This window comes from Stappia sp. P2PMeth1 (genome assembly GCF_900185735.1).
Lineage (GTDB): Bacteria > Pseudomonadota > Alphaproteobacteria > Rhizobiales > Stappiaceae > Stappia.
On record NZ_FYAW01000008.1, the window covers coordinates 127,704 to 150,151 of the forward strand.

Annotated in this window: 26 protein-coding genes and 1 tRNA gene; 21 read left to right on the forward strand and 6 right to left on the reverse strand. The window is 66.6% G+C overall.

Annotation, left to right across the window (positions count from 1 at the left end):
- Nucleotides 1-4 precede the first annotated feature (4 nt).
- The 11 genes from rpmD (at nucleotide 5) to P2PM1_RS02870 (ending at nucleotide 10,727) form a co-directional block, all read left to right on the forward strand.
- Complete coding sequence (rpmD, locus tag P2PM1_RS02820; RefSeq protein WP_067216479.1) at nucleotides 5-196, forward strand: 50S ribosomal protein L30; 192 nt, start codon at nucleotides 5-7, stop codon at nucleotides 194-196.
- 20 nt (nucleotides 197-216) lie between these two features.
- Complete coding sequence (gene rplO, locus P2PM1_RS02825; protein ID WP_186396293.1) at nucleotides 217-687, forward strand: 50S ribosomal protein L15; 471 nt, start codon at nucleotides 217-219, stop codon at nucleotides 685-687.
- 49 nt (nucleotides 688-736) lie between these two features.
- Complete coding sequence (gene secY / locus P2PM1_RS02830; RefSeq protein ID WP_186386461.1) at nucleotides 737-2,071, forward strand: preprotein translocase subunit SecY; 1,335 nt, start codon at nucleotides 737-739, stop codon at nucleotides 2,069-2,071.
- On the forward strand, nucleotides 2,068-2,664 hold the full coding sequence (locus P2PM1_RS02835; protein WP_186396294.1) for an adenylate kinase: 597 nt from the start codon (nucleotides 2,068-2,070) through the stop codon (nucleotides 2,662-2,664). The genes secY and P2PM1_RS02835 overlap by 4 nt, the downstream gene beginning before the upstream one ends.
- A gap of 158 nt (nucleotides 2,665-2,822) precedes the next feature.
- Nucleotides 2,823-3,191 (forward strand): 30S ribosomal protein S13, encoded by a 369-nt coding sequence (gene rpsM, locus P2PM1_RS02840; RefSeq protein ID WP_186386463.1) that lies wholly within the window; start codon nucleotides 2,823-2,825, stop codon nucleotides 3,189-3,191.
- 71 nt (nucleotides 3,192-3,262) lie between these two features.
- Nucleotides 3,263-3,652 (forward strand): 30S ribosomal protein S11, encoded by a 390-nt coding sequence (gene rpsK, locus P2PM1_RS02845; RefSeq protein WP_067216467.1) that lies wholly within the window; start codon nucleotides 3,263-3,265, stop codon nucleotides 3,650-3,652.
- A gap of 79 nt (nucleotides 3,653-3,731) precedes the next feature.
- Nucleotides 3,732-4,754 carry a DNA-directed RNA polymerase subunit alpha gene (locus tag P2PM1_RS02850; RefSeq protein WP_186386464.1) on the forward strand — a complete coding sequence of 341 codons (1,023 nt, stop codon included), beginning with the start codon at nucleotides 3,732-3,734 and terminating at the stop codon, nucleotides 4,752-4,754.
- Nucleotides 4,755-4,832: 78 nt separating this feature from the next.
- The gene (gene rplQ / locus P2PM1_RS02855; protein WP_067216462.1) at nucleotides 4,833-5,258 is read left to right on the forward strand and encodes a 50S ribosomal protein L17; all 426 of its coding nucleotides are present in this window, start codon (nucleotides 4,833-4,835) and stop codon (nucleotides 5,256-5,258) included.
- 148 nt (nucleotides 5,259-5,406) lie between these two features.
- Nucleotides 5,407-6,843 carry a DegQ family serine endoprotease gene (locus P2PM1_RS02860; protein WP_186398031.1) on the forward strand — a complete coding sequence of 479 codons (1,437 nt, stop codon included), beginning with the start codon at nucleotides 5,407-5,409 and terminating at the stop codon, nucleotides 6,841-6,843.
- Between the two features lie 27 nt (nucleotides 6,844-6,870).
- Nucleotides 6,871-8,184: a replication-associated recombination protein A gene (locus P2PM1_RS02865; protein WP_186398032.1), complete on the forward strand. Its 1,314-nt coding sequence runs from the start codon at nucleotides 6,871-6,873 to the stop codon at nucleotides 8,182-8,184.
- A gap of 65 nt (nucleotides 8,185-8,249) precedes the next feature.
- On the forward strand, nucleotides 8,250-10,727 hold the full coding sequence (locus P2PM1_RS02870; protein ID WP_186398033.1) for a patatin-like protein: 2,478 nt from the start codon (nucleotides 8,250-8,252) through the stop codon (nucleotides 10,725-10,727).
- Here the strand turns inward: P2PM1_RS02870 and folB are convergent.
- Both folB and lipB read right to left on the reverse strand, forming a co-directional pair.
- Nucleotides 10,702-11,070, reverse strand: a complete 369-nt coding sequence (gene folB / locus P2PM1_RS02875; protein ID WP_186398034.1) for a dihydroneopterin aldolase — start codon at nucleotides 11,068-11,070, stop codon at nucleotides 10,702-10,704. The two genes, P2PM1_RS02870 and folB, sit on opposite strands and share 26 nt — an antisense overlap.
- Before the next feature lie 154 nt (nucleotides 11,071-11,224).
- A complete protein-coding gene (lipB, locus tag P2PM1_RS02880; RefSeq protein WP_186386470.1) occupies nucleotides 11,225-11,935 on the reverse strand; it encodes a lipoyl(octanoyl) transferase LipB in 711 nt (236 codons plus the stop codon).
- Between the two features lie 123 nt (nucleotides 11,936-12,058).
- Here lipB and P2PM1_RS02885 point away from each other — a divergent pair, with 123 nt between their 5' ends.
- The 5 genes from P2PM1_RS02885 to crcB all read left to right on the forward strand — a co-directional run bounded on the left by P2PM1_RS02885 (nucleotide 12,059) and on the right by crcB (nucleotide 15,321).
- Nucleotides 12,059-12,325 (forward strand): FliM/FliN family flagellar motor switch protein, encoded by a 267-nt coding sequence (locus tag P2PM1_RS02885; protein WP_186386471.1) that lies wholly within the window; start codon nucleotides 12,059-12,061, stop codon nucleotides 12,323-12,325.
- 125 nt (nucleotides 12,326-12,450) lie between these two features.
- Nucleotides 12,451-12,537: transfer RNA gene (locus tag P2PM1_RS02890), tRNA-Leu, on the forward strand.
- Between the two features lie 244 nt (nucleotides 12,538-12,781).
- Nucleotides 12,782-14,194: a magnesium transporter gene (mgtE, locus tag P2PM1_RS02895; protein ID WP_186398035.1), complete on the forward strand. Its 1,413-nt coding sequence runs from the start codon at nucleotides 12,782-12,784 to the stop codon at nucleotides 14,192-14,194.
- Nucleotides 14,195-14,232: 38 nt separating this feature from the next.
- Nucleotides 14,233-14,661, forward strand: a complete 429-nt coding sequence (locus P2PM1_RS02900) for a VOC family protein (RefSeq protein WP_186386473.1) — start codon at nucleotides 14,233-14,235, stop codon at nucleotides 14,659-14,661.
- Between the two features lie 273 nt (nucleotides 14,662-14,934).
- Nucleotides 14,935-15,321 (forward strand): fluoride efflux transporter CrcB, encoded by a 387-nt coding sequence (crcB, locus tag P2PM1_RS02905; RefSeq protein ID WP_186396302.1) that lies wholly within the window; start codon nucleotides 14,935-14,937, stop codon nucleotides 15,319-15,321.
- A gap of 64 nt (nucleotides 15,322-15,385) precedes the next feature.
- Here the strand turns inward: crcB and P2PM1_RS02910 are convergent, their stop codons facing one another.
- Nucleotides 15,386-15,787, reverse strand: coding sequence for a RidA family protein (locus P2PM1_RS02910; protein ID WP_186396303.1), 402 nt, complete (start codon nucleotides 15,785-15,787; stop codon nucleotides 15,386-15,388).
- Between the two features lie 147 nt (nucleotides 15,788-15,934).
- On the opposite strand from P2PM1_RS02910, the gene P2PM1_RS02915 reads away from it, so the two are divergent.
- From P2PM1_RS02915 to P2PM1_RS02930, 4 genes are all read left to right on the forward strand, one after another.
- Nucleotides 15,935-16,537 carry a TetR/AcrR family transcriptional regulator gene (locus P2PM1_RS02915; protein WP_186396304.1) on the forward strand — a complete coding sequence of 201 codons (603 nt, stop codon included), beginning with the start codon at nucleotides 15,935-15,937 and terminating at the stop codon, nucleotides 16,535-16,537.
- Nucleotides 16,538-16,659: 122 nt separating this feature from the next.
- The gene (locus tag P2PM1_RS02920; RefSeq protein ID WP_186396305.1) at nucleotides 16,660-17,670 is read left to right on the forward strand and encodes an RluA family pseudouridine synthase; all 1,011 of its coding nucleotides are present in this window, start codon (nucleotides 16,660-16,662) and stop codon (nucleotides 17,668-17,670) included.
- Nucleotides 17,671-17,673: 3 nt separating this feature from the next.
- Complete coding sequence (locus tag P2PM1_RS02925) at nucleotides 17,674-18,369, forward strand: HAD-IA family hydrolase (protein WP_186398056.1); 696 nt, start codon at nucleotides 17,674-17,676, stop codon at nucleotides 18,367-18,369.
- Entirely contained in the window at nucleotides 18,369-19,163 is a 795-nt protein-coding gene (locus tag P2PM1_RS02930; protein ID WP_186398036.1) for an ATP12 family chaperone protein, read from the forward strand. The genes P2PM1_RS02925 and P2PM1_RS02930 overlap by 1 nt, the downstream gene beginning before the upstream one ends.
- A gap of 19 nt (nucleotides 19,164-19,182) precedes the next feature.
- Here P2PM1_RS02930 and P2PM1_RS02935 read toward each other — a convergent pair whose 3' ends face one another.
- Nucleotides 19,183-19,578, reverse strand: coding sequence for a hypothetical protein (locus P2PM1_RS02935; protein WP_186398037.1), 396 nt, complete (start codon nucleotides 19,576-19,578; stop codon nucleotides 19,183-19,185).
- 77 nt (nucleotides 19,579-19,655) lie between these two features.
- A complete protein-coding gene (locus P2PM1_RS02940) occupies nucleotides 19,656-20,549 on the reverse strand; it encodes a hypothetical protein (protein ID WP_186398038.1) in 894 nt (297 codons plus the stop codon).
- A gap of 231 nt (nucleotides 20,550-20,780) precedes the next feature.
- Between P2PM1_RS02940 and P2PM1_RS02945 the strand changes: the two genes are divergently transcribed.
- Complete coding sequence (locus tag P2PM1_RS02945; RefSeq protein ID WP_186398039.1) at nucleotides 20,781-21,671, forward strand: hypothetical protein; 891 nt, start codon at nucleotides 20,781-20,783, stop codon at nucleotides 21,669-21,671.
- A 107-nt stretch (nucleotides 21,672-21,778) separates the two neighbouring features.
- Here the strand turns inward: P2PM1_RS02945 and P2PM1_RS02950 are convergent, their stop codons facing one another.
- Nucleotides 21,779-22,447 carry a TetR/AcrR family transcriptional regulator gene (locus tag P2PM1_RS02950; protein ID WP_186398040.1) on the reverse strand — a complete coding sequence of 223 codons (669 nt, stop codon included), beginning with the start codon at nucleotides 22,445-22,447 and terminating at the stop codon, nucleotides 21,779-21,781.
- Nucleotide 22,448 lies beyond the last annotated feature (1 nt).

Below are 22,448 nucleotides of genomic sequence, written 5' to 3' on the forward strand. Positions count from 1 at the left end.
TTCCATGGCGAACGAAAAGACCGTCACGGTCGAGCAGGTGGGTAGCCCGATCCGGCGCCCGAAGGACCAGCGGGCGACGCTCGTCGGTCTTGGTCTGAACAAGATGCACCGCCGCTCGACGCTGAAGGATACCCCGGAAGTGCGCGGCATGATCCGGAAGGTTCAGCACCTCGTGCGCGTCGTCGAAGACGCGTAAGGGATGCGGGGAGACATACGATGAAACTGAATGAACTCCGGGACAATCCGGGTGCCACGAAGGAGCGCATGCGCGTCGGTCGTGGTATCGGTTCGGGCAAGGGCAAGACCGGTGGCCGTGGCGTCAAGGGTCAGAAGTCCCGCTCGGGCGTTGCCATCAAGGGCTTCGAGGGCGGCCAGATGCCGCTGCATCGTCGCCTGCCGAAGCGCGGCTTCACCAACATCTTCGCCAAGTCGTTCAACGCGGTCTCGCTTGCCCGCGTCCAGACCGCGATCGATGCCGGCAAGCTCGATGCTTCCCAGACCGTGACGGCCGAGGCCCTCAAGGCCGCCGGCGTCATCCGCCGCGTCAAGGACGGTGTCCGCCTGCTCGCCGATGGCGAGCTGAAGGCGGGAGTGACCTTCGAGGTCGCCGGTGCCTCCAAGAACGCGCTTGCCGCGGTCGAGAAGGCCGGCGGCAAGGTCACGATTATCGGAGCCCAGGCTGAATAAGCCTGGGTTTTCCCACGTCAGATTGCTCGAGAATTGACCGGAGCCCGGAATGGCATCTGCTGCCGAACAGCTAGCGGCTAATCTGAATTTTTCAGCTTTCGCCAAAGCCGAGGAATTGAAGAAGCGTATCTGGTTCACACTGGGTGCGCTTCTTGTGTATCGGTTCGGCACTTACGTGCCGCTTCCGGGAATCAACCCGGAGGCGTTCGCGCAGGCCTTTGGCCAGGCGCAGCAGGGCATCGTCGGACTGTTCAACATGTTTTCCGGTGGTGCCGTGGAGCGCATGGCGATCCTCGCGCTCGGCATCATGCCCTACATTTCCGCCTCGATCATCATTCAGCTTCTGACCTCCGTCGTGCCGACGCTGGAGCAGTTGAAGAAGGAAGGCGAGCAGGGGCGGAAGGTCATCAACCAGTACACCCGTTACGGCACGGTGCTGCTGGCGACCTTCCAGGCCTATGGCATCGCCATCGGCCTTGAGAGCGCCACCAATGTGGTGGTGGATCCGGGCTGGTTCTTCCGTGCCTCGGCGGTCATCACCCTGGTCGGCGGCACCATGTTCCTGATGTGGCTCGGCGAGCAGATCACTGCGCGCGGCATCGGCAACGGCATTTCGCTGATCATCTTCGCGGGCATTGTCGCGGGTCTTCCCTCGGCGGTCGCCTCGACGCTCGAACTCGGCCGCCAGGGCGCGCTTGCAACCCCGATCATCATCGGCATCATCCTGCTGTCGATCGTCGTGATCGCGCTGATCGTGTTCATGGAGCGGGCGCAGCGCCGGCTCTTGATCCAGTACCCGAAGCGCAATGTCGGCAACCGGATGTTCGAGGGCAACACCTCGTTCCTGCCGCTGAAGCTGAACACCGCCGGCGTCATTCCGCCGATCTTCGCCTCGTCGCTGCTGCTGGTTCCCGCGACCCTGTCGGGCCTTGGCACCACTGGCGACGCGGAGAGCTGGCTGACCTGGATTACCGCGCTGCTCGGCCATGGCCAGCCGCTCTACATGCTGCTCTATGCGGCGCTGATCGTGTTCTTCTGCTTCTTCTACACCGCGATCGTGTTCAACCCGTCCGACACGGCCGACAATCTGAAGAAGCATGGCGGCTTCATTCCGGGCTTCCGTCCGGGCGAGCGGACGGCCCAGTACATCGACTATGTGCTCACCCGCATCACCGTGGTCGGCGCCATCTACATTGTCCTGGTCTGTCTATTACCCGAATTCCTCATTTCCGCGACCGGCGTTCCGTTCTACTTCGGAGGCACCTCGCTGCTGATCATCGTCAGCGTGACCATGGATACGGTTTCCCAGATCCAGGGCCATCTGCTCGCGCATCAGTACGAAGGCCTTGTCAAGAAGGCGAAACTCAGGGGGAAGCGCAGATGAGGTTGATTTTTCTCGGGCCGCCGGGCGCCGGCAAGGGAACGCAGGCCGCACGGCTGGTCGAGAAGTACGGAATTCCGCAGCTCTCCACCGGCGACATGCTGAGGGCGGCGGTTGCCGCCGGCACGCCGGTCGGGCTGCAGGCCAAGGCGGTGATGGATGCCGGCGGTCTGGTTTCCGACGAGATCGTCATCGGCATCGTCGCCGACCGGATCGAGGAAGCCGACGCGCAGAAGGGGTTCATCCTCGACGGGTTTCCGCGCACGGTCGCCCAGGCCGAGGCGCTGGACCAGATGCTGGCCGGCAAGGGGCTGAAGCTCGACATGGTGCTGGAGCTCGAGGTCGACCAGTCGATCCTCGTCGACCGCATCATGAAGCGCGCGGACGATGCACGGGCCGCCGGACAGCCGGTGCGCAAGGACGACGATCCGGACGTCTTCAAGCAGCGGCTCGAGGCCTACAACCGCGACACCGCGGTGGTGGCTCCCTACTATCGCGGCCGCGGGCAACTTGTGGCCATCGACGGCATGAAGCCGATCGACGACGTCTCGGCGCAGATCGATTCCGCGCTTGACGCCGTGGCGGCGGCGGGCTAAAGTTCGCGGCTCCAGCCAAACGCTTGCATCCGCGCCGCGTGACCCACGCGGCACGGATGCGTTTGTGCATTTACCCCGCAAGGGCCGGGCTCCACCGGACGCGGGGACAACCCGGCGCCGTTCCAGGGATGGGACGCGCCATTAACATGGAGACGGCAGTGGCCCGTATCGCAGGTGTAAACATCCCGACCAACAAGCGCGTCGTCATCGCGCTTCAGTACATTCACGGCATCGGCTCGAAGTTCGCGCAGGAGATCATCGAGAAGGTGAACATCGCGCCCGAGCGTCGCGTCAACGAGCTGTCCGACGCCGACGTGCTCGCGATCCGCGAGACGATCGACCGCGACTACATCGTCGAGGGCGACCTGCGCCGCGAGACGGCCATGAACATCAAGCGTCTGATGGACCTCGGCTGCTATCGCGGCCTGCGCCATCGTCGCGGTCTTCCGGTGCGCGGCCAGCGTACCCATACGAACGCCCGTACCCGCAAGGGTCCGGCGAAGCCGATTGCCGGCAAGAAGAAGTAATCTCACTGGCAATCAGGCCCGGTGGAGCCGCCGAACTACGGCGGTGACGAGATCGACCAAAGGACAAAGACATGGCTAAAGACACCACGCGCGTCCGCCGCCGCGAGCGAAAGAACATTTCCTCCGGCGTGGCGCATGTGAACTCCACGTTCAACAACACGATGATCACCATCACCGACGCACAGGGCAATGCGATCTCCTGGTCGTCCGCCGGTGCGATGGGCTTCAAGGGCTCGCGCAAGTCGACCCCGTACGCGGCCCAGGTCGCGGCCGAGGACGCTGCCCGCAAGGCGGCCGAGCACGGCATGCGCACCCTTGAGGTCGAGGTTCGCGGTCCCGGTTCGGGGCGCGAGTCCGCGCTGCGTGCCCTGCAGGCCGCCGGCTTCATGGTGACGTCGATCCGCGACGTGACGCCGATCCCGCACAACGGGTGCCGTCCGCGCAAGCGCCGCCGCGTCTGACGCTCAGCCGCACATCGTTCATTCCCATGGCACAGCATGGCCGGCCCTCAAGGCCGGCGGGACAGCCGGAGGAAAAGACTTGAGCATTCACAAAAACTGGCAGGAACTGATCAAGCCGAACAAGCTCGAGGTGAAGCCTGGCCACGACCCGCGTGTCGTCGGCACGGTCGTCGCCGAGCCGCTTGAGCGTGGCTTCGGTCTGACGCTGGGCAATGCCCTGCGCCGCGTGCTGCTGTCCTCGCTCCAGGGCGCGGCGGTGACGGCGGTGCAGATCGACGGCGTTCTGCACGAGTTCTCGTCCATTCCGGGCGTGCGGGAGGATGTCACCGACATCGTCCTCAACATCAAGGAAATCGCGCTGCGCATGCAGGGCGAGGGCCCCAAGCGCATGGTCGTGCGCAAGCAGGGTCCGGGCGTGGTGACGGCTGGCGACATCCAGACGGTCGGCGACATCGAGGTTCTCAACCCCGATCTCGTCCTTTGCACCCTCGACGAGGGCGCGGAGATCCGCATGGAGTTCACGGTCAACACCGGCAAGGGCTACGTGCCGGCGGAGCGCAACCGTCCGGAAGACGCGCCGATCGGGCTCATCCCGGTCGACAGCCTCTATTCCCCGGTCAAGAAGGTCTCCTACAAGGTTGAGAACACCCGCGAGGGCCAGGTTCTCGACTATGACAAGCTGACCTTGACCGTGGAGACCGACGGCTCGGTGTCTCCGGAGGATTCCGTCGCATTCGCAGCGCGCATCCTGCAGGACCAGCTCTCGATCTTCGTCAACTTCGAGGAGCCGCGTCGCGAGGTGAAGGAGGACATCGTCCCCGAACTCGCGTTCAACCCGGCGCTTCTGAAGAAGGTGGACGAGCTGGAGCTATCGGTGCGTTCGGCCAACTGCCTGAAGAACGACAATATCGTGTATATTGGCGATCTCATTCAGAAGACCGAGGCGGAGATGCTGCGCACGCCGAACTTCGGCCGCAAGTCGCTCAACGAGATCAAGGAAGTTCTCGCCCAGATGGGTCTCCATCTCGGCATGGACGTGGCCAACTGGCCGCCGGAGAACATCGACGAGCTCGCCAAGCGCTACGAGGATCATCAGTACTGATCGCGCGCAAGCGCGGTCTTCCAAGGGACCGGCGGCGGCACGCAAGAGACGTGACCGCCAGAGAAAAAGGAGAGAGCCATGCGCCACGGCAATCGCGGCCGCAAGCTCAACCGGACATCCAGCCATCGCAAGGCGATGTTTGCCAACATGTCCGCATCGCTGATTGAGCATGAGCAGATCGTGACGACCCTCCCGAAGGCCAAGGAACTGCGGCCGATCGTGGAAAAGCTCGTCACCCTGGGCAAGCGCGGCGACCTGCATGCCCGCCGTCAGGCGATCGCGCAGATTCGTGACGTCGCCCTCGTTCGCAAGCTGTTCGACACGCTTGCCGAGCGCTACAAGGGCCGCAACGGCGGCTACACCCGCGTGCTGAAGGCCGGTTTCCGCTATGGCGACAACGCGCCGATGGCGGTGATCGAGTTCGTCGATCGCGACGTGGATGCCAAGGGCGCGGTCGACCGGGCGCGCAACGAGGCCGCCGAGGGCGCCGAAGCCGCGGCTTGATTTCGCGAGCGAACCTTCGCGTTCGCACACGAGACGGAAAGGCGGCCTTCGGGTCGCCTTTTTTGTTAGGTTTGGCTCGACAGTCTCCGGCGGGGCGTGAGTCGCTTTGGCCATGCCCGGCGCCGCCCAATCGGTGAGGATACCTGGGATGTCCGTCTCCACCCTCGCAGGCCGTGTGTCCGCCGCGCTTGCCGCCATCGTCTTCGTCGCCGCCGCCGGCCTGTCGGCGCCGCTCGCGCAGGAGCGCGTTGCCCCGCGCGATGCGGCCGAACTGCGGCTGTCCTTCGCGCCGGTGGTGCGCGAGGCCGCGCCCGCGGTCGTCAACGTCTATGCCAGCCGCACGGTGCAGAGCCGCCCGGTCTCTCCGTTCTTCGACGATCCGTTCTTCCGCCGCTTCTTCGGCGAGCCGGGGCAGGATCTCGGGCGCCCGCGCGAGCGGGTGCAGTCCTCGCTCGGCTCCGGCGTCATCGTGTCGGCCGACGGCATCATCGTCACCAACAACCATGTGATCGCCGAAGCGGACGCGGTGCGGGTGGCGCTGTCCGACCGGCGCGAGTTTGATGCCGAGATCGTGCTCAAGGACGAGCGCACCGACCTTGCGATCCTGCGGGTGAGGGATGCCTCGCAGAGCTTCCCGCATATCGAGTTCGCCGATTCCGACACGCTGGAAGTCGGCGACGTGGTGCTGGCCATCGGCAATCCCTTCGGTGTCGGCCAGACCGTTACCCAGGGCATCGTCTCGGCGCTCGCCCGCACGCGGGTGGGCATCACCGACTATCAGTTCTTCATCCAGACGGATGCGGCCATCAATCCGGGCAATTCCGGCGGCGCGCTGGTCGACATGCAGGGGCGGCTCGTCGGCATCAATACGGCGATCTTCTCCCGCTCCGGCGGGTCCAACGGCATCGGCTTTGCCATTCCCTCCAACATGGTGCGGTTCGTCGTGCAGGCGGCGGAAAGCGACGGTCAGGTGCGGCGTCCCTGGCTCGGGGCGAGCCTGCAGAGCGTCAGCGCGGAGATCGCCGAGGCGCTTGGCCTCGACCGGCCGAGCGGCGTGCTGGTCACTGTCGTCGGCGCGGGGAGCCCGGCCGAGCGCGCCGGCCTCAGGGTCGGCGACCTGATCACCCATGTGGGCGAGGCCGAGGTGACGGACCCGGACAGTTTCGGCTACCGCTTCGCCACCCGGGCGCTCGGGACGAAAACCACGTTCACGGTGCTGCGGCCGCGCGGCAGGGTGACGCTGGAGGTGATGTTGGAGGCGGCGCCCGAGACCGTCCCGCGCGATGAACGCGAGATTTCGGATTACTCGCCCTTCGCCGGCGCGACGGTGATGAACCTGTCGCCGGCGGTGGCGGAGGAGCTGCGGCTCGACGGCTTCGACACCGGCGTCGTCATCTCGAAGGTCGCGCCGGGGTCGCCGGCGGCCCGTGTCGGCCTGCAGATCGGGGACGTGATCCAGACGATCAACGGCCGGGAGATCGACTCCAGCCGCACGCTGCAGCGCATCGCCGGCAGCGATCCGGGCGTCTGGCGCCTGGAGATCCGGCGCGGCGGCCGGGTGCTCAGGATAGCGCTCAGGGGCTGAGGCGAAAGGCGAAGGCAGAGCACTGCGATGAGCGATCTTTTCCAGTCCGCGGGACTTGGCGCGCAGACCCGGCGGCCGCTTGCCGATCGGCTGCGCCCGGCGCAGCTTTCCGACGTGGTCGGGCAGGATCACCTGCTCGGCCCCGACGGCGTGCTGACCCGCATGCTGGAGACCGGCACGCTCGGCTCGCTGATCTTCTGGGGACCGCCCGGCACCGGCAAGACCACGGTGGCGCGGCTGCTGGCGGCGGCGACGGACCTGCGCTTCGAGCAGATCTCGGCGATCTTCAGCGGCGTTGCCGAGTTGAAGAAAGTGTTCGAGGCGGCGCGCGCCGCGCGCCTCACCGGCAAGGCGACGCTGCTCTTCGTCGACGAGATCCACCGTTTCAACCGCGCCCAGCAGGACAGTTTCCTGCCCGTCATGGAGGACGGAACGGTGACGCTGGTCGGCGCCACCACCGAAAATCCGAGCTTCGAGCTCAACGCCGCGTTGCTGTCGCGGGCGCATGTGCTCACTTTCCGCACGCTCGATGCCGAGGCGCTGGAGAAGCTGCTCGCCCGTGCCGAGGCGGAGGAGGGGCGCCCGCTGCCGCTCGACGAGGGCGCGCGCGCCGCGCTGCTGCGCATGGCCGATGGCGACGGACGGGCGGCGCTGACGCTCGCCGAAGACGTCTGGCGCGCCGCGCGCGGCGGGGAGATTTTCGATGCCACGCGGCTGCAGGAACTGGTGCAGCGGCGCGCGCCGGTCTACGACAAGTCGCGCGACGGCCACTACAATCTGATCTCGGCGCTGCATAAATCCGTGCGCGGCTCCGATCCCGATGCCGCGCTCTACTGGTTCTGCCGCATGCTGGACGGCGGCGAGGATCCGATGTTCCTGGCCCGGCGGCTGATCCGCATGGCGGTGGAGGATATCGGCCTTGCCGACCCCCATGCGCTGATCCAGGCCAATGCGGCGCGCGATGCCTATCATATGCTGGGCTCGCCGGAGGGCGAACTGGCGCTGGCGCAGGCGGTTGTCTATCTGGCGACGGCGCCGAAGTCGAACGGCGCCTATGTCGCCTACAAGGCGGCGATGCGCGCGGCGAAGCAGCATGGCTCGCTGCCGCCGCCCAAGCACATCCTCAACGCGCCGACCAAGCTGATGAAGTCGGAAGGCTATGGCGAGGGCTATGCCTATGACCACGACCAGCAGGACGCTTTCTCGGGGCAGGACTATTTTCCCGAGGCGATGGGACGCCAGCGCTTCTACGATCCGCCGGAGCGGGGATTCGAGCGCGAGATCCGCAAGCGCCTCGACTATTGGGACAAGCTGAGGCGGGAGCGCGGCGGGCGCTCCTGAGGTTGCCCATTGCGCTTTGCGGCGAACGGGCGGAGCATGGAAGCGGGGTCTGTCCGGGACGGTCCATGAAACAGATCGAGTTGCGTCTGGCGCTGGTGCTCTATGGCGGGGTTTCCCTCGCCGTCTACATGCATGGCATTACGCGGGAATTCTTGAACCTGGTGCGGGCCTCGCGCCGCCTGGAGGCTCGGGGCGGCGTGCCCGCGCCGCCGTCGGTGGACGGGCAGGGCGGCAGCGCGCAGGCCTATGAGCGGTTTCTGGCGTTGTTCGCGCCGGCGCTGGACCTGCGCATCGTCGTCGATGTCATTGCCGGCGCGTCGGCCGGCGGCGTCAACGGCGTGATGCTGGCGCGGGCGCTCGCCCACAACCTGTCGCTCGACAGCCACCGCGACCTGTGGCTGGAAAATGCCGATGTGATGCGGCTGTCGAACGAGCCGGTCGGCCTCAGCCGCTATCTCAAGGGCTCCATCGCTCCCGTGCTCGACCGGCTGGTCAGTATGGCGCTGAAATCCGAGCTCGGCGATCCGGAGACGCGCACCAAGCTGCGCCAGTTCATGCAGGCACGCTGGTTCACCCCGCCCTTTTCCGGCGAGCGCTATGTCGGCTGGATGCTGGATGCGGCGAAAGGGATGCGCCCCGATACGTCAGCCGGTGCCGCGCCGACCTTGATCCCGCAGGGGCAGTCGCTCGACCTGTTCGTCACCGTCACGGATTTCCATGGCGCCCGCCGCCGCTTCGCCATCGACGATCCGGTGGAGGTGGAGGAGACGGAGCACCGGCTGATCCTGCGCTATTCCGCCAGCAGCCGGGGCAACGGCAATCTCGTTTCCGACTTCACCGACGCGCGCATTCCCGATCTCGTGTTCTCGGCCCGCGCCACCTCCGCCTTTCCCGGAGCCTTTCCGCCGATGACGGTCGGCGAGATGGACCGGGTCCTGAAGGCGCGCGGCGAGACCTGGCCGCTGCGCGGCATCTTCCTGCACCGGGCCTTCGGCAAGGGGCAGGGGGCTCCCGAGAGCCGCATTCTGGTCGATGGCAGCGTGGTGATGAACAAGCCGTTCCAGCCGGTGATCGAGGCGATTGCCGGGCGGCCGGCGGCGCGCGAGGTGGTGCGGCGCATCGTCTATGTCGATCCGCTGGCCAATGTGCTTGGCCGACGCGAGGAGGTCGACGCGGCAGCGAGCGGCCAGGGTGGCGAGGTGGCGGCCGAGGAGGGCTCGCTCCCCGGCTTCTTCCGGGTCATCCTTGCCTCGCTCGCCCATATTCCCCGCAACGAGCCGATCGGCGACGCGCTGGAGCAGGTGCAGGACTACAATCGCGACGTCCGCCAGGTGAGCGAAGTGATCGCGGCCGCCGAGCCGGTCGTCGAGCGGGAGGTCGGCTCGATCCTGCGGACCGATCTCGACCGGCCGATGACGGTTCCCGAACTCACCCGCTGCCGGATGCTGGCGAACCAGCGCGCCCATGCCTCGGCCGGCTATGCCTATCACGGCTATCAACGGCTGAAGCTTGCGGGCGTCGTCGCGCGGATCTCCGACCTTCTGGCGCAACTGGCGACGGCGCGGGCCGGCACCGTCGGCGGCACAGTGGTCAGCCCGCGCGACTGCGAGACCCGGATCGAGGCCTGGCTTGCCAGCCAGCATGCCGAGGCGGGGCTGGGGCACGAGGGGGTGGAAGGTCCGACGCCGCAGCCGATCATCCGCTTTCTGCGCGGCCTCGATGTGGATTACCGCGTCCGCCGCCTGCGCTTCGTGATCCGCCGGCTCAACCGGCTCTATCGCGCCGCCGGGGCGGAAATGGAGCTGCGTCCGGCAGAGATGGATGAGCTCAAGAGCACGCTCTACGAGCAGCTCGATCATCTCGGCCAGCGCTGCCTTGTCAGCTTCTATGGCGCCGAGACGGCGGAGGCGGCCGCCCGGCTCGCCGCGTCCGATCCGGGCGACATCGAGACGGTCGGCCAGGTGCTGGAGGATCTTGCGACCCGCATGGGTCTTGCCGATCTCGACCGGCTTTGCGACGACGCCTTCTCGGTGATGGCTTACAGCTACCTGCCGCCGCCGCTGCGCCTGCCGCTTGTCGCCGCCTATATCGGTTTCGCCTTCTACGATCTGGTGACGCTGCCGGTGCTGCGCCGGCTCGCCAGCACGGAGTACAACGAGATCCTGATCGACCGGATCAGCCCGTCGGACCCGCATTCGCTGCGACCCGAGGGGGTGAAGCTCAAGGGCAACAACCTCAATGCCTTCGGCGCTTTCTTCAATCGGCGCTGGCGCGAGCACGACTATCTGTGGGGCCGGCTGTCCGCTGCCGACCGGCTGATGACCATGGCGACCCGCGCCGCCGCGCCGATCACCAGCGTCGACCCGCAGGCGCTTGCCGCCGTTCGGCGGGAGGTGTTCCTGGCGATCCTGCGCGAGGAAGACGGGCGGCTGCTGGCCGATCCCAAGCTGGTGCCGGACCTGCTGGCGGAGGTGGAGAAGGCGCTGAAGGAGGGAGAGACCGTCGCTGCGGAGAATGTCAGCCCGCTGTCCGCGTCCGTGTGATCTCGACGCTGACGCGGCCGGCGGCGATCGGCAGCGGCGCGCCGGGCTTGTGCACCCGCACGCTGATCTCCCGGATCCGCTCGTCCGCCGCAAGCACGGCCTCGGCAATGGCGCCGGCCAGCCGCTCGATCAGCTTGAAGCGGGACCCGGTCACCACCTTCTCGATGGTGCGGGTCAGCGTCGCGTAGCAGACCGTCTCCTCGTAGCGGTCGCTGAGCGAGGGCGCGGTGAGGTCGAGCCGGCAGGTCAGGTCGACGACGAAACGCTGGCCGAGCCGCGCCTCCTCCTCGTGCAGCCCGTGAAAGGCATAGAAGGCAAGATCCTGGAGGTGGATGGCGTCCATGGCGGGCTCGCTGGTCTGAGGCGACCCGAGCGGGCCACCGGGGAGTGTCGCCGGCATCGGTAGGCCAGCCGGCCGGCAAGCGCAATCGCCGAAACGGCGCGGCGCGGTACCAATGCGTCGTGCCTGACGCGGCCGCGCGGCACGGGCGGTTCGATCAGGGCGCGGGAACCGTCACCGTCGGACCGAACCGCTCCTCGAAACAGCGCCGCAGGACGATGTCGACATCTTCGAGCGTCACCGGCAGGCCAAGATCGACGAGGCTCGTCACGCCGTGTTCGGTCACGCCGCAAGGCACGATGCCGGAGAAATGCTCCAGGTCCGGCTCGACATTGAGCGACAGGCCGTGAAAGCTCACCCACTTGCGCATGCGGATGCCGATGGCGGCGATCTTGTCCTCGCGGGTGGCGCCCTTGTCGGGGCGGCGCACCCATACGCCGACCCGGTCCTCGCGCCGTTCGCCGCGCACATGATGCTCCCACAAGGTGCCGATCACCCAGTCCTCCATGGCGGCGACGAACGCGCGCACGTCCGGCCGGCGGCGCTTGAGGTCGAGCATCACATAGGCGACCCGCTGGCCCGGACCGTGATAGGTGAACTGGCCGCCGCGCCCGGTCTTGTGGACGGGGAAGCGGTCGGGGGCGATCAGGTCCTGCGGCTTGGCGCTGGTGCCGGCGGTGTAGAGGGCGGGGTGTTCCAGCAGCCAGACCCGCTCGGCCAGCGTGCCCTCGGCGATGCCGGCGACCCGTCGTTCCATCTCCTCCAGGGCAGCCTCATAGGCGATCGGAGCATCGCTTACCGCCCATTCGACGGGCGGCGAGCCGGCAGGGGACAGGAAGGAACCGGCGAGGTCCGCGCGCTCTGTCATTTTGCAAGTCCGTTAGGGGTTTGTTAACCAGACGCCGGCCAAGGTCAGCCTTGGGGGGCTCGGTTCGGGCCCGTATAGAATGAAGCTGACGGGATTGCCAAGCGTCATCGGTCCGGTGGTCATATGGGTACGTTCGATAATATTTCCATCGAGATCTCCGTGGTTCTCGGCAAGGCCGAGATGCCGATCCACCAGTTGCTGCGGATGGGCCGCGGCGCGGTGATCGAGCTGATGTCGCGCGAGGAGGACGATGTCCAGATCCTCGCCAACAACATTCCCATCGCCCGCGGACAGGTCGTGCTGCAGGGCGAGCGGGTGGGCGTTTCCATCACCGAGGTCCTGATGCGCCCGCCCGAGGCGCGCCCTGCCAGGATGACCGGGGCGCTCTGATTTCTCTCGCCGGCGCCGACGTATCTTTCCTTTGTGAATATCCCTTCGCAAAGCGCTTGCGCGGGAAAAACCTATTTGCTAGACGAGGGCTCCGCCGGGCCGATGGAGCGTGGCGGGAACGACAAGCGGTCGTGGCGGAATTGGTAGACGCGCAGCGTTGAGGTCGCTGTGGGGTAAAACCCGTGGAAGTTCGAGTCTTCTCGACCGCACCAAAAAAGAACCCGGCAATCTGCCGGGTTTTTTTGTGTCTATTTTTGCTCGGAAATGCACACGGCCAGACAAGCCCTGCCTGATTTTTGCCGTCTGTGGCTGCGAATTCTGCTGTTGCGGCGCAGCGGCGCGGCGTTTCCCATGTTAGGACTGTCTGGCACGCCGTTCCTTCGGGAAAGGTGAGGAGTTTCATTCTGCCGGCGGCCAGGGCGCAGCACGCGGCAGGGCGAGAAGGGGGGCACTGACATGACCGAGAGCGACCATGTCGACAATCCCGAGACCGTCGAGATCCCTCCCGTGCGTGACGAGGACGGGCGCATCAATGCCGATTTCCTGGCGCTGATCGAAGCCGGTATCGCCGCCCAGGACGCGCCGGCGCTGATCGGCCTTGCCGGCGACCTGCACGAGGCGGATGTCGCCGACCTCATCGAATCGCTGCCGGCCGACCAGCGGGTGCCATTGGTGCGCCTGCTTGGCGACGAGTTCGATTATGCCACCTTGACCGAGCTGGACGAGGCCGTCCGCCTCGGCATCCTCGAGGAACTGCCCAACGACACGCTGGCGGAAGGCATCGGCGAGCTCGATTCGGACGATGCGGTCTACATCCTGGAAGACCTCGACGCCGAGGACCAGGCGGCGATTCTCGACCAGCTTCCCTATTCCGACCGCATCCAGTTGCAGCGCTCGCTCGATTATCCCGAGGAGTCTGCCGGCCGTCTGATGCAGACGGATTTCATTGCGGTGCCGGCGTTCTGGAGCGTCGGCCAGACCATCGATCACATGCGCGAGACGGAGGATCTGCCGGACACGTTCTACGAGATCTTCGTGGTCGACCCCGGGTTCCGCCTGATCGGCTCGGTGCCGCTCGACAAGATCCTGCGCACCAAGCGCGAGACGAAGATCTCCGACATCATGACGGAGGAGCCGCAGACCTTCCGCGCCACCGACGACCGGGAGGAGGTGGCGCGTGCCTTCGAGCGCTACAACCTCGTCTCGGCGCCGGCTGTCGACGATGCCGGGCGGCTGGTCGGCATGCTGATGATCGACGACATCGTCGACGTCATCCAGGAGGAGGCCGAGGAGGATCTGCGCGGCCTCGCCGGTCTCGGCGACGAGGAGATCTCGGACACCGTCATCGTGACGTCGCGCTCGCGCCTGACCTGGCTGCTCGTCAACCTGTGCACGGCCGCCCTCGCGGCCTCGGTGATCTCGCTCTTCGAGGGACCGATCGAGGCGATGGTGGCGCTCGCCGTGCTGATGCCGATCGTCGCCTCGATGGGCGGCAATGCCGGCACCCAGGCGATGACCGTGGCGGTGCGCGCCATCGCCACCCGCGAGCTGACCGAACGCAACATGCTGCGGGTGCTGCGCCGCGAGGTGCTCGTCGCCCTGCTCAACGGCATGACGCTCGCCGCGCTGCTGGGCACCGGGGCGGCGCTCTGGTCAGGCAACAGTGGTCTCGGCCTCGTCATCGCCATGGCGATCATCATCAACATGTTTTTCGCCGGCCTGGCCGGGTTGCTCATTCCCGTGGTGCTGGAGAAGCTCGGGGTCGATCCGGCCATCGCCTCCAGCGTGTTCGTCACCACCGTGACCGACGTGGTCGGCTTCTTCGCCTTTCTCGGCATCGCCGCGCTCTGGTTCGGCTTGCCGCTTTGAGGCAAGGTGCGGCGGCATAAGACTGAAAGGGAATCGTCATGCCGACACCGCCGCCGCTTCAGGGCATTCTGGAAACCGCCGTCTATGTCGACGATCTCGAAAAGGCGCACGCCTTCTATGCCGGCGTCGTCGGTCTGGAGCGCATGCTGGAGACCGACCGGCTCTATGCCTATGACACCGGTCCCGGAGAGACGTTGCTGGTCTTCGCGCGCGGGCAGACCGCGGAGGATACCGTGACCGACGGCGGCGTCATCCCCGGCCATCACAGCGAGGGACCGGGCCACTTCGCCTTCCGCATCGCCGCCGACCAGCTTGGTCCGTGGCGGTCGCATCTTGCCGCCTGCGGCGTTGCCCTTCGCAGCGAGGTGACCTGGCCGGCGGGCGGCACCAGCCTTTATGTCGACGACCCGGACGGCAATGTGGTGGAGTTCGCCGCCCCGCCGCTCTGGGCGAATTTCATGGGGTAGAGCCCTTTCGGCCAATTCGCAGCCATTCTGACGGAGCGATTTTGTGACAAGGTCAAGCAAAGACACGCAGGCCGTATCTGGATACGGGCAAGGGGCTTTGCGCTGGAATTGGCGCAAAATCGCCCGTCCCGCAGGGCTTCCGATTGGCGGGCGCCCGACGCCGATCCGATCTTGCCCGATGCTACGGCATCGCGCGGCGACCGTTTCGACGCCGGATCGCCGCCCCAATCGAGAAGCAGAATTGACTGCGAATTGGTCGAAAGGGCTCTAGGTATGTTTCACCTCTTTCTGGTGGCGCTGGGCGGCGGGCTGGGAGCCGCCGGCCGTCACCTCGTCAATCTCGCGGCGCTCAGGACCTTCGGTCCCGGCTTTCCCGCCGGCACGCTGGCGGTCAATGTTCTCGGCTCGCTGGCGATGGGGCTGCTGGTGGGGTGGCTGGCGGCCCGGCCGGAAGGGAGCAGCAATGCGCTTCGTCTCTTCCTGGCGACCGGCGTTCTCGGCGGGTTCACCACCTTCTCCGCCTTCTCGCTCGACGCCGTCAGCCTGTGGGAGCGCGGCGAGGCGGCGACGGCGCTGCTGTATGGCGGGCTCTCCGTGGCGCTGTCGATCGCCGGCCTCGTCGCCGGCCTCTTCGCGATGAGGACGCTGATGGCCGGCTGACTGTGCCGCGCTCCTCGCTGTGGAGATGAGGGTCGCGGCAACATCCTGCAGCTTCCCGCGCCCGCTATCCGTTTTTCTCAGGAATGCGGGCGATCACCTTGATCTCGAAGTCGAAGCCGGCAAGCCAGGTGACGCCGACCGCCGTCCAGTTGGGATAGGGCGCCTTCGGGAAGATCTCGCTCTTCACCTCCATGATCGTTCCGAACTGGGTCTCCGGGTCCGTGTGGAACGTGGTCACGTCCACCAGGTCGGCGAAGCTGCAGCCGGCGGCGGCAAGCGTCGCCTCGAGATTGGCGAAGGCCCGGCGTACCTGCGCGGCGAAGTCAGACTCGGGCGAGCCGTCCTCGCGGCTTCCCACTTGTCCGGAGACGAAGAGCAGGTCACCAGAGCGGATCGCGGCGGAATAGCCGTGCTCTTCGTAAAGGGCATGGCGGTTTTCGGGGAAGACGGTTTCGGGTCTGGTCATGGTGGCAGCCTTTGTGCTGGCGCGTGAGGGGTCGCCCTTGCGGGGCTTACCGATGGGGGAAATTTGATATACGCTTCGTATGTATAATCTCACATACGATACGTATGTCAATTCACATACGCCGCGTATCTGGATGAGGTGTGGGGGATGGCGGCAAGACGGCGTGCGGACACGATGGAGGAAAACCGCGCCAGGCTGATCGCGGCGGCGCGAAAGGCCTTTGCCGAAAAGGGGTTCGCGGCGGCCTCGATGGATGAGCTGACGGCGGAGGCGGGCCTGACGCGCGGCGCGCTCTATCACAATTTCGGCGACAAGAGGGGGCTTCTCGCGGCCGTCGTCGCCCAGGTAGATGGCGAGATGGCCGCCCGGGCCAAGGCGGTCGGGGCAGGGCGCGGCGACGCGTGGCAGGGTCTGCTCGCGGAAGGGGCCGCCTATATCGAGATGGCGCTGGAGCCGGAGGTGCAGCGCATCGTGCTCCTCGACGGGCCGGCCTTTCTCGGCGATCCCTCGCAATGGCCGAGCCAGAATGCCTGCCTGCAGGCCACACGCCAGGCGGTTGCCCGGCTCATCGAGGCCGGCATCATGAAACCGGTCGATGTGGATGCCGCCGCACGCCTGCTGAGCGGCGCGGCGCTCACTGCCGCGCTCTGGGTTGCGGCGAGCGAGGACCCGCGTGCGGCCCTGTCGCGGGCGGTCGAGGCGTTTCAGGCGATGGCCGAGGGGCTGCTGCGGGGCAGGGACGGGCGTTGAGAGCGGGGCGACCTTCATGCTTCGCTTGCCCTCAGGCAGCGTCGGGATTAGGTAGGGCGCTTGAAAAGGGGCGGGGCGAGCGGCTGCGAACGCTGCGCGCCCTTCCCGCAACGGGAAACGACATGTCCGGCATCGAACAGAAGACCGTCACCTCGGACGAGGCCGGCATGCGGCTCGACCGCTGGTTCAAGACCCACTATCCGGGCCTCGGCCACGGCCATCTGCAGAAACTGCTGCGCACCGGCCAGGTGCGGGTCGACGGCAAGCGCGCGGAGACCTCCACCCGCGTCGGCACCGGCCAGGTGGTGCGCATTCCGCCGCTCACCGTCGATGCCCATGTGGCGGCGAAGGACAGCGCCAACGCCAAGCCGAAGCCGCGCAAGCTGGTGGCCGGCGACCGCGAAGCGGTGGAGGCGATGATCCTCTACGAGGACCGCGAGGTGATGGTGCTGAACAAGCCGGCCGGGCTTGCCGTGCAGGGCGGTTCCGGCCTGACCCGTCATCTCGACGGCATGCTCGAGGCGTTCCGCGACGCAAAGGGCGAAAAGCCCCGTCTCGTCCACCGGCTCGACCGCGAGACCTCTGGCATCCTGCTGCTCGCCAAGACGCGCAAGGCCGCCTCGGAGATGGCCAAGTCCTTCCGCGCCCGCCAGACCCGCAAGATCTACTGGGCGCTGGTCGCCGGCGTGCCGAAGCCGCGCCAGGGCCGCGTCTCCACCTATCTGGCGCGTGACGAGGGCGAGGAGCGCATGCGCGTTGCCCGCCACGGCGAGGACGAGGCGCAGCATTCCGTCTCGCTCTATTCGGTGGTGGAAAATGCCGGGCCGAAGGTCTCCTGGGTGTCGCTGCGGCCGATCACCGGGCGCACGCATCAGCTCCGCGCCCACACCGCCCATATCCATCACCCGATCCTTGGTGATCCGAAATACTTCAACATCGAGAACTGGGAGTTTCCCGGCGGCATCCAGAACAAGCTGCATCTGCATGCCCGCCGCATCGTCATTCCGCACCCGTCCGGGCGCGGCACCATCGACGTCTCGGCGCCGCTGCCCCCGCATATGCAGCAGAGCTGGAACCTGCTCGGCTTCGATGCGGCGCAATACGACCCCGAGACCAACGATCCGGAGGAATAGGCCCTGTATCTGGTGATCTTCGATTGCGACGGCACGCTGGTCGACAGCCAGGAGACCATCCTGCATGGCCTTGCCGTCGGCTTCGAGGCCGTCGGTCTCGCGCCGCCCTCGCGCGAGGCGGGCCTGTCCATCGTCGGCCTGTCGCTGGAGGTGGCGTTCCGCCAGCTCGCCGAGCCGGGACACCATCACCTGGTGCCGGCGATGGCGGAGGCCTATCGCCAGTCCAAGGTGGCGCGCCGGCTTGCCGGGCTTGACCACGACCCGCTCTATCCCGGCGCGCGCGAGGCGCTCGACACGCTTTCGGCCCGCGACGACGTGATGCTCGGCATCGCCACCGGCAAGGCCCTGCGCGGCGTCCGCCACATGCAGCAGAGCCACGGGCTGGAGGGGCGGTTCGTCACCATCCAGACGGCCGATACGGCACCCTCCAAGCCGCATCCGGGCATGATCCTGCAGGCGATGGCGGAGACCGGGGCGGAGCCTGCGCGCACGGTGATGATCGGCGATACCGGCTTCGACATGGAGATGGCGCGCGCTGCCGGCGTTGCCGGGCTCGGCGTCGGGTGGGGCTATCATCCGCGCGCCCGGCTGGCGGCGGCGGGCGCGGCGCGTATTCTCGACCGCTTCGACGAGCTCGTGCCGGCGCTGGGCGAGATGCTCGGCTGGGCCGGCACCGAGGAACAAAGGGAGCTTGCCTGATGCGCGACCTGTTGAGCGATATCGAGGCCGGCGGCACCACCGATCCGGTCGAGCGCGCCAGGACCCTGTCGCGGCGCGAATTGCCGAAGCGCTTCTACAAGGAGGTCGGCATCGTCCGGCAGGAGGACGGCCTGCATGCCGTCCATCTCGACGGCCGAACGGTCAAGACGACGGGACGCAATCTCCTCGCGCTTGCCGAGGAAGAGATCGCCGCCCGCATCGCCGCCGAATGGGCCGCGCAGAGCAAGGAGATCGACCCGGCCACCATGCCGCTGACCCGCATCGCCAATGCCGCGATCGATGCGGTGCCGGCCCGGGCGGGGGAAGTCGCCGACGACGTCACCGCCTATGCCGGCAACGACCTGCTGTTCTACCGGGCGGACGGCCCGCAAACGCTGATCGAGCGGCAGAATGCCGCCTGGGGGCCGGTGATCGGCTGGGCGGAAGCGCGGTTCGGCGGCCGTTTCGTGCTCGCCGAGGGGGTGATGCCGGTGCGCCAGGACGCGGCGCTGCTCGCCCGTATCCGGCAGGCGCTTTCGCCGCTGGCGCCCCTGCATCTCACGGCGCTGCATGTTGCGACGACCTTGGGCGGCTCGGCGCTGCTCGCGCTGGCGCTGATGGAGGGCGAGATGACGGCCGATGCAGCCTGGAGCGCCGCCTTCGTCGACGAGGATTGGAACATCGAGCAGTGGGGCGAGGATCTCGAGGCAGCCGCCTTGCGCGCCGCGCGCCGCCGCGATTTTGACGCGGCGGCGGTGGTTCTCGACGTCTGCGCGGGGCGCTCTGCCCGCTGATCCCGGTGCCGATGCGCCGTCAGGTCGGCTGCGAGACGATGACCCAAACCGTGCGGGCCTCGCCGCTGTTCGAGCCGGTCGCGACGTCGGCCTTGGCGACATAGTTGCCCGACTGCACGTCGTCCTGGCTGGCGGCGGTGCAGGGGCAGGCACCGAAATTGTTCGAGGCGGTGAAGGAATAGGGCAGCTTCAGTTCGTAGCCGCCCGTGGTGCTGGTGACGGTGACATAGCCGGATGCGTCGCCCTTGGTGCCGCCGCTCGAGTAGGCGTAACCGATCGCATAGCCCTTGTAGGGAATGGATGTTCCGGTATCGAGGCCGTGCAGGTTGCCGACCTCTCCGTCCGAAGCGGTGATGGAGAAATCGGCGCCGGAGAGATTGATGATCTCGACAAGGCTGGAATCGCAGCAGCTCATGGAATGTACTCCTGTTGAAAAGGTCTGTCTGGTTTTCGGGACTGGAAACGGCCGGATGAAAGGATCCGGAGGCAGTGTCAGGCGGTCTTTCGGGTCACCGGAATGGTGCGTGCGACAAGACTGGGCCGGACGTCGCCCGGCAGCAGGGTGGTGAGATCGTAGGTCTTGACGATGATCGGGTTGAGGCCGCTGACGATCGACGACACCGGCTGGTAGTTCGGCGAGAACACGGTGATCACGTCGGTCATCTGCCAGCGCAGCACGACGACGTCGTCGTCGCCGGAATTGGTGACGGTGTCCGACATGTAGGAGGTGGTCTGCTCGTTCACCGAAACCTGCTGGAAGGTCGAGGCCTCCGCATTGAGGCTCGCGGAGATGCCGGCCGAAATCGGCCCCCAGCCGGCATGAGCGTCGACGCCGACCGACGCGCCGACCGTATCCTGCGTCGAGGAGGTGGTCTGGCGACCGGAGACGATGGTGTAGCTGACCGTCCGGCTCTCGCCCACCGTCAGGCTGTAGCTGTCGCCTTGCAGGTTCCAATATTGCTCGCGGGTGATGAAGTTCTGCTGGCCGCCGGTGCTGGTCACGGTCGAGCAGCCGACCATCACCAGCGGCGAGTTGACCGGGACGAGCTGGTTCAGGGTCGGTTCGGGGATCGAGCCGATGTCGTTGGGCTCGGTCAGCACCGAGTTGTCGACCGTGAAGGCCCCGTCGAGGCTGGTCATCTGGTAGGTGCAGATGAAGCTGCCGCTCAGTGCCGAGGTGACGACGAGATAGTCCCCGGTGGTGCCGTCGAACTCGGTCGTCGAGGCCGCCTCGACATGGCCGAGCGAGGTCCGCGTGCCGGCATTGGTGACGCTGTAGACCGCGATGCGGACCGGTAGGTTGTTGGTTATCATCACCGAGGCGGACGTGTCCGTCTCGGTTGCGTAAAGGCGCCCTGTCAACGCCTTTTCGTACAAGTCTTTCATGGATACCTCCTCTTATGCGCGAAATGCGATGAGGAAGCTACCACCGGTAGAATTTCTTATCAATCCATGGAATACTGCAATCGTAGCCGCTTCGGCAACGGCGTGTGCCTCGTCTGATTTTCCAGTATGGCGCTTCCGCTCACGCGCGGCAAGCGGCGGGCCGGCCGGACGGATGCCGGGTCGTGGGCGGGAAAGTGCCGGAGCGGGAGAGTGCCGGAGCGGGAGGGCGGAATGGAGCGAGGCGTCGATTTTCTGACGGTGGGGTTCTGGAACATCGAGAAGCACAATGTCGTACGTCCGGATCCGGACAATCCGAACGGCTATGTGATGAGCGAGAGCGTGGCCTTCATCATCGAGACGATCGAGCGGTGGTATTTGTCCGCGGACGTCGACGTGATCATTCTGGCCGAGGTGACGGAGAGCAAGGGGGCGGGAGACCTCTTTGCCCGCGTTGTCGCCAACCGCCTCAACGGCCTCGGGGGCTATCAACAGACCGCTGCGTTCAACGCATCCTTCAACTGGTTCCCGACGGCGGGGGGCCGGGTCGGCGTGTGCAACTATATCTGCATCTGGAACGAGGCGGTCCCTTGCCTTAGCGGTTTGGGGGGGCGGATCCGTTTCGTCTGGAATCGCGACCATACCCGCCCGATGGTCATGCTCGATGCCGGGATCATGCGGATCGGTGGGCTTCACGCGAAGGCGGTGATCCGCGACCAGGCGAGCACGGAGATCATCGAGGCATGTCTCGAACTCGGGCGCCACGACCAGCCGGCCGCCTTGATCGGGGATATGAACATTCCCTTCGGCAAGATGGACGTCTTCGACGAGGGGTTCTTGAGGGGGGCCGGCTGGGAGGCCGTCGCGCCGGGCTTTGCTCCGACCCATGTCACCCGCGCGCGCGACGAGAACAAAGAGTATCAAATGGGCCGGGGCAGCGTGCTCGACTATGTCTGGCGCAATCCGGGCATCTCCCAGTGCGTTGCCGTGTCGCCGATGCGGGGGTTCCAGTACCAGTTCTGGGAGGTCAACGATCACGCACCGATCTGCTACAAGCTCTGCCGGACGGCACGTGACGTGCGGTCCGGCAGCACGGTGCCGCGCCGGGCGCCGGTCCCCGCCTGAGCCGACATGCCGCTGGTCGGCTATGGGGGCAATGACCACGCACCGGTCCAGTATCATCTCGCCTGCAAGACGGGTGAACTGCCCGTCGTCGTTTTGTAGTCGCCTCGTCAGTCCGGTCGCCTGGATCCTTCGGCAGGCTCCTTCGCCAGCAGTCCCTCCAGCACCATGTCGATATGGGCGGCGAGAAACCGCCGGGCCTCGATGGGCTCGAACCGGTCGAAGGTCATCTTCCAGACGATGGTCATCACCGCCGGTGCGACGATCACGATCGGCAGGTCGGTGAGCGCGCTGCGGCGGAACTCGCCGCGCTCCACGCCCCGGCGCACGAGGGCGGCGAGCACCTCCTGGCCGCGGCTGATGACGCGGCGGTGGTACTGCTCGGCAATCGTCGGAAAGCGTCCGCCTTCCGTGATGATGATGCGCATCAAGACGTGCAGCCCGTCCTCGAACAGCGCCTTGTAGATGCGGGGCAGGGCGGTGCGCACCAGGTCCTCCGACGAGCCGGGATAGGCCGCAACCAGCCCCGCCACGTCGTCGAAGAACGGCGTGATGCGCGAGGAGAGCGCCGCCTCGAACAGCTCCTCCTTGCTGGCGAAATAGCGGTAGATCGTGCCTTTCACGACGCCCGCGCGCCTTGCGACGTCCTCCAGCCGCGTCGCCGCGAAGCCGTTTTCGGCAAACTCCTGCAGCCCCGCATCGATGATCTCGCCAGGGCGCGCCTCCTTGCGCCGGCGCCGGGGCTTCGGTGTTTCCGCTGCGGAATCGCTCTGTGTCATC

Coding starts and splice junctions, on each gene's coding strand:
- rplQ (WP_067216462.1), top strand. CDS start 4,833: ATGCGCCACGGCAATCGCGGCCGCAAGCTCAACCGGACATCCAGCCAT.
- folB (WP_186398034.1), bottom strand. CDS start 11,070: ATGGACGCCATCCACCTCCAGGATCTTGCCTTCTATGCCTTTCACGGG.
- P2PM1_RS02940 (WP_186398038.1), bottom strand. CDS start 20,549: ATGAAAGACTTGTACGAAAAGGCGTTGACAGGGCGCCTTTACGCAACC.
- crcB (WP_186396302.1), top strand. CDS start 14,935: ATGTTTCACCTCTTTCTGGTGGCGCTGGGCGGCGGGCTGGGAGCCGCC.
- P2PM1_RS02930 (WP_186398036.1), top strand. CDS start 18,369: ATGCGCGACCTGTTGAGCGATATCGAGGCCGGCGGCACCACCGATCCG.
- P2PM1_RS02865 (WP_186398032.1), top strand. CDS start 6,871: ATGAGCGATCTTTTCCAGTCCGCGGGACTTGGCGCGCAGACCCGGCGG.
- P2PM1_RS02860 (WP_186398031.1), top strand. CDS start 5,407: ATGTCCGTCTCCACCCTCGCAGGCCGTGTGTCCGCCGCGCTTGCCGCC.
- P2PM1_RS02915 (WP_186396304.1), top strand. CDS start 15,935: ATGGCGGCAAGACGGCGTGCGGACACGATGGAGGAAAACCGCGCCAGG.
- P2PM1_RS02945 (WP_186398039.1), top strand. CDS start 20,781: ATGGAGCGAGGCGTCGATTTTCTGACGGTGGGGTTCTGGAACATCGAG.
- P2PM1_RS02835 (WP_186396294.1), top strand. CDS start 2,068: ATGAGGTTGATTTTTCTCGGGCCGCCGGGCGCCGGCAAGGGAACGCAG.
- P2PM1_RS02910 (WP_186396303.1), bottom strand. CDS start 15,787: ATGACCAGACCCGAAACCGTCTTCCCCGAAAACCGCCATGCCCTTTAC.
- mgtE (WP_186398035.1), top strand. CDS start 12,782: ATGACCGAGAGCGACCATGTCGACAATCCCGAGACCGTCGAGATCCCT.
- P2PM1_RS02900 (WP_186386473.1), top strand. CDS start 14,233: ATGCCGACACCGCCGCCGCTTCAGGGCATTCTGGAAACCGCCGTCTAT.
- secY (WP_186386461.1), top strand. CDS start 737: ATGGCATCTGCTGCCGAACAGCTAGCGGCTAATCTGAATTTTTCAGCT.
- rpmD (WP_067216479.1), top strand. CDS start 5: ATGGCGAACGAAAAGACCGTCACGGTCGAGCAGGTGGGTAGCCCGATC.
- lipB (WP_186386470.1), bottom strand. CDS start 11,935: ATGACAGAGCGCGCGGACCTCGCCGGTTCCTTCCTGTCCCCTGCCGGC.
- P2PM1_RS02885 (WP_186386471.1), top strand. CDS start 12,059: ATGGGTACGTTCGATAATATTTCCATCGAGATCTCCGTGGTTCTCGGC.
- P2PM1_RS02935 (WP_186398037.1), bottom strand. CDS start 19,578: ATGAGCTGCTGCGATTCCAGCCTTGTCGAGATCATCAATCTCTCCGGC.
- P2PM1_RS02950 (WP_186398040.1), bottom strand. CDS start 22,447: ATGACACAGAGCGATTCCGCAGCGGAAACACCGAAGCCCCGGCGCCGG.
- rpsK (WP_067216467.1), top strand. CDS start 3,263: ATGGCTAAAGACACCACGCGCGTCCGCCGCCGCGAGCGAAAGAACATT.
- P2PM1_RS02870 (WP_186398033.1), top strand. CDS start 8,250: ATGAAACAGATCGAGTTGCGTCTGGCGCTGGTGCTCTATGGCGGGGTT.
- P2PM1_RS02920 (WP_186396305.1), top strand. CDS start 16,660: ATGTCCGGCATCGAACAGAAGACCGTCACCTCGGACGAGGCCGGCATG.
- rplO (WP_186396293.1), top strand. CDS start 217: ATGAAACTGAATGAACTCCGGGACAATCCGGGTGCCACGAAGGAGCGC.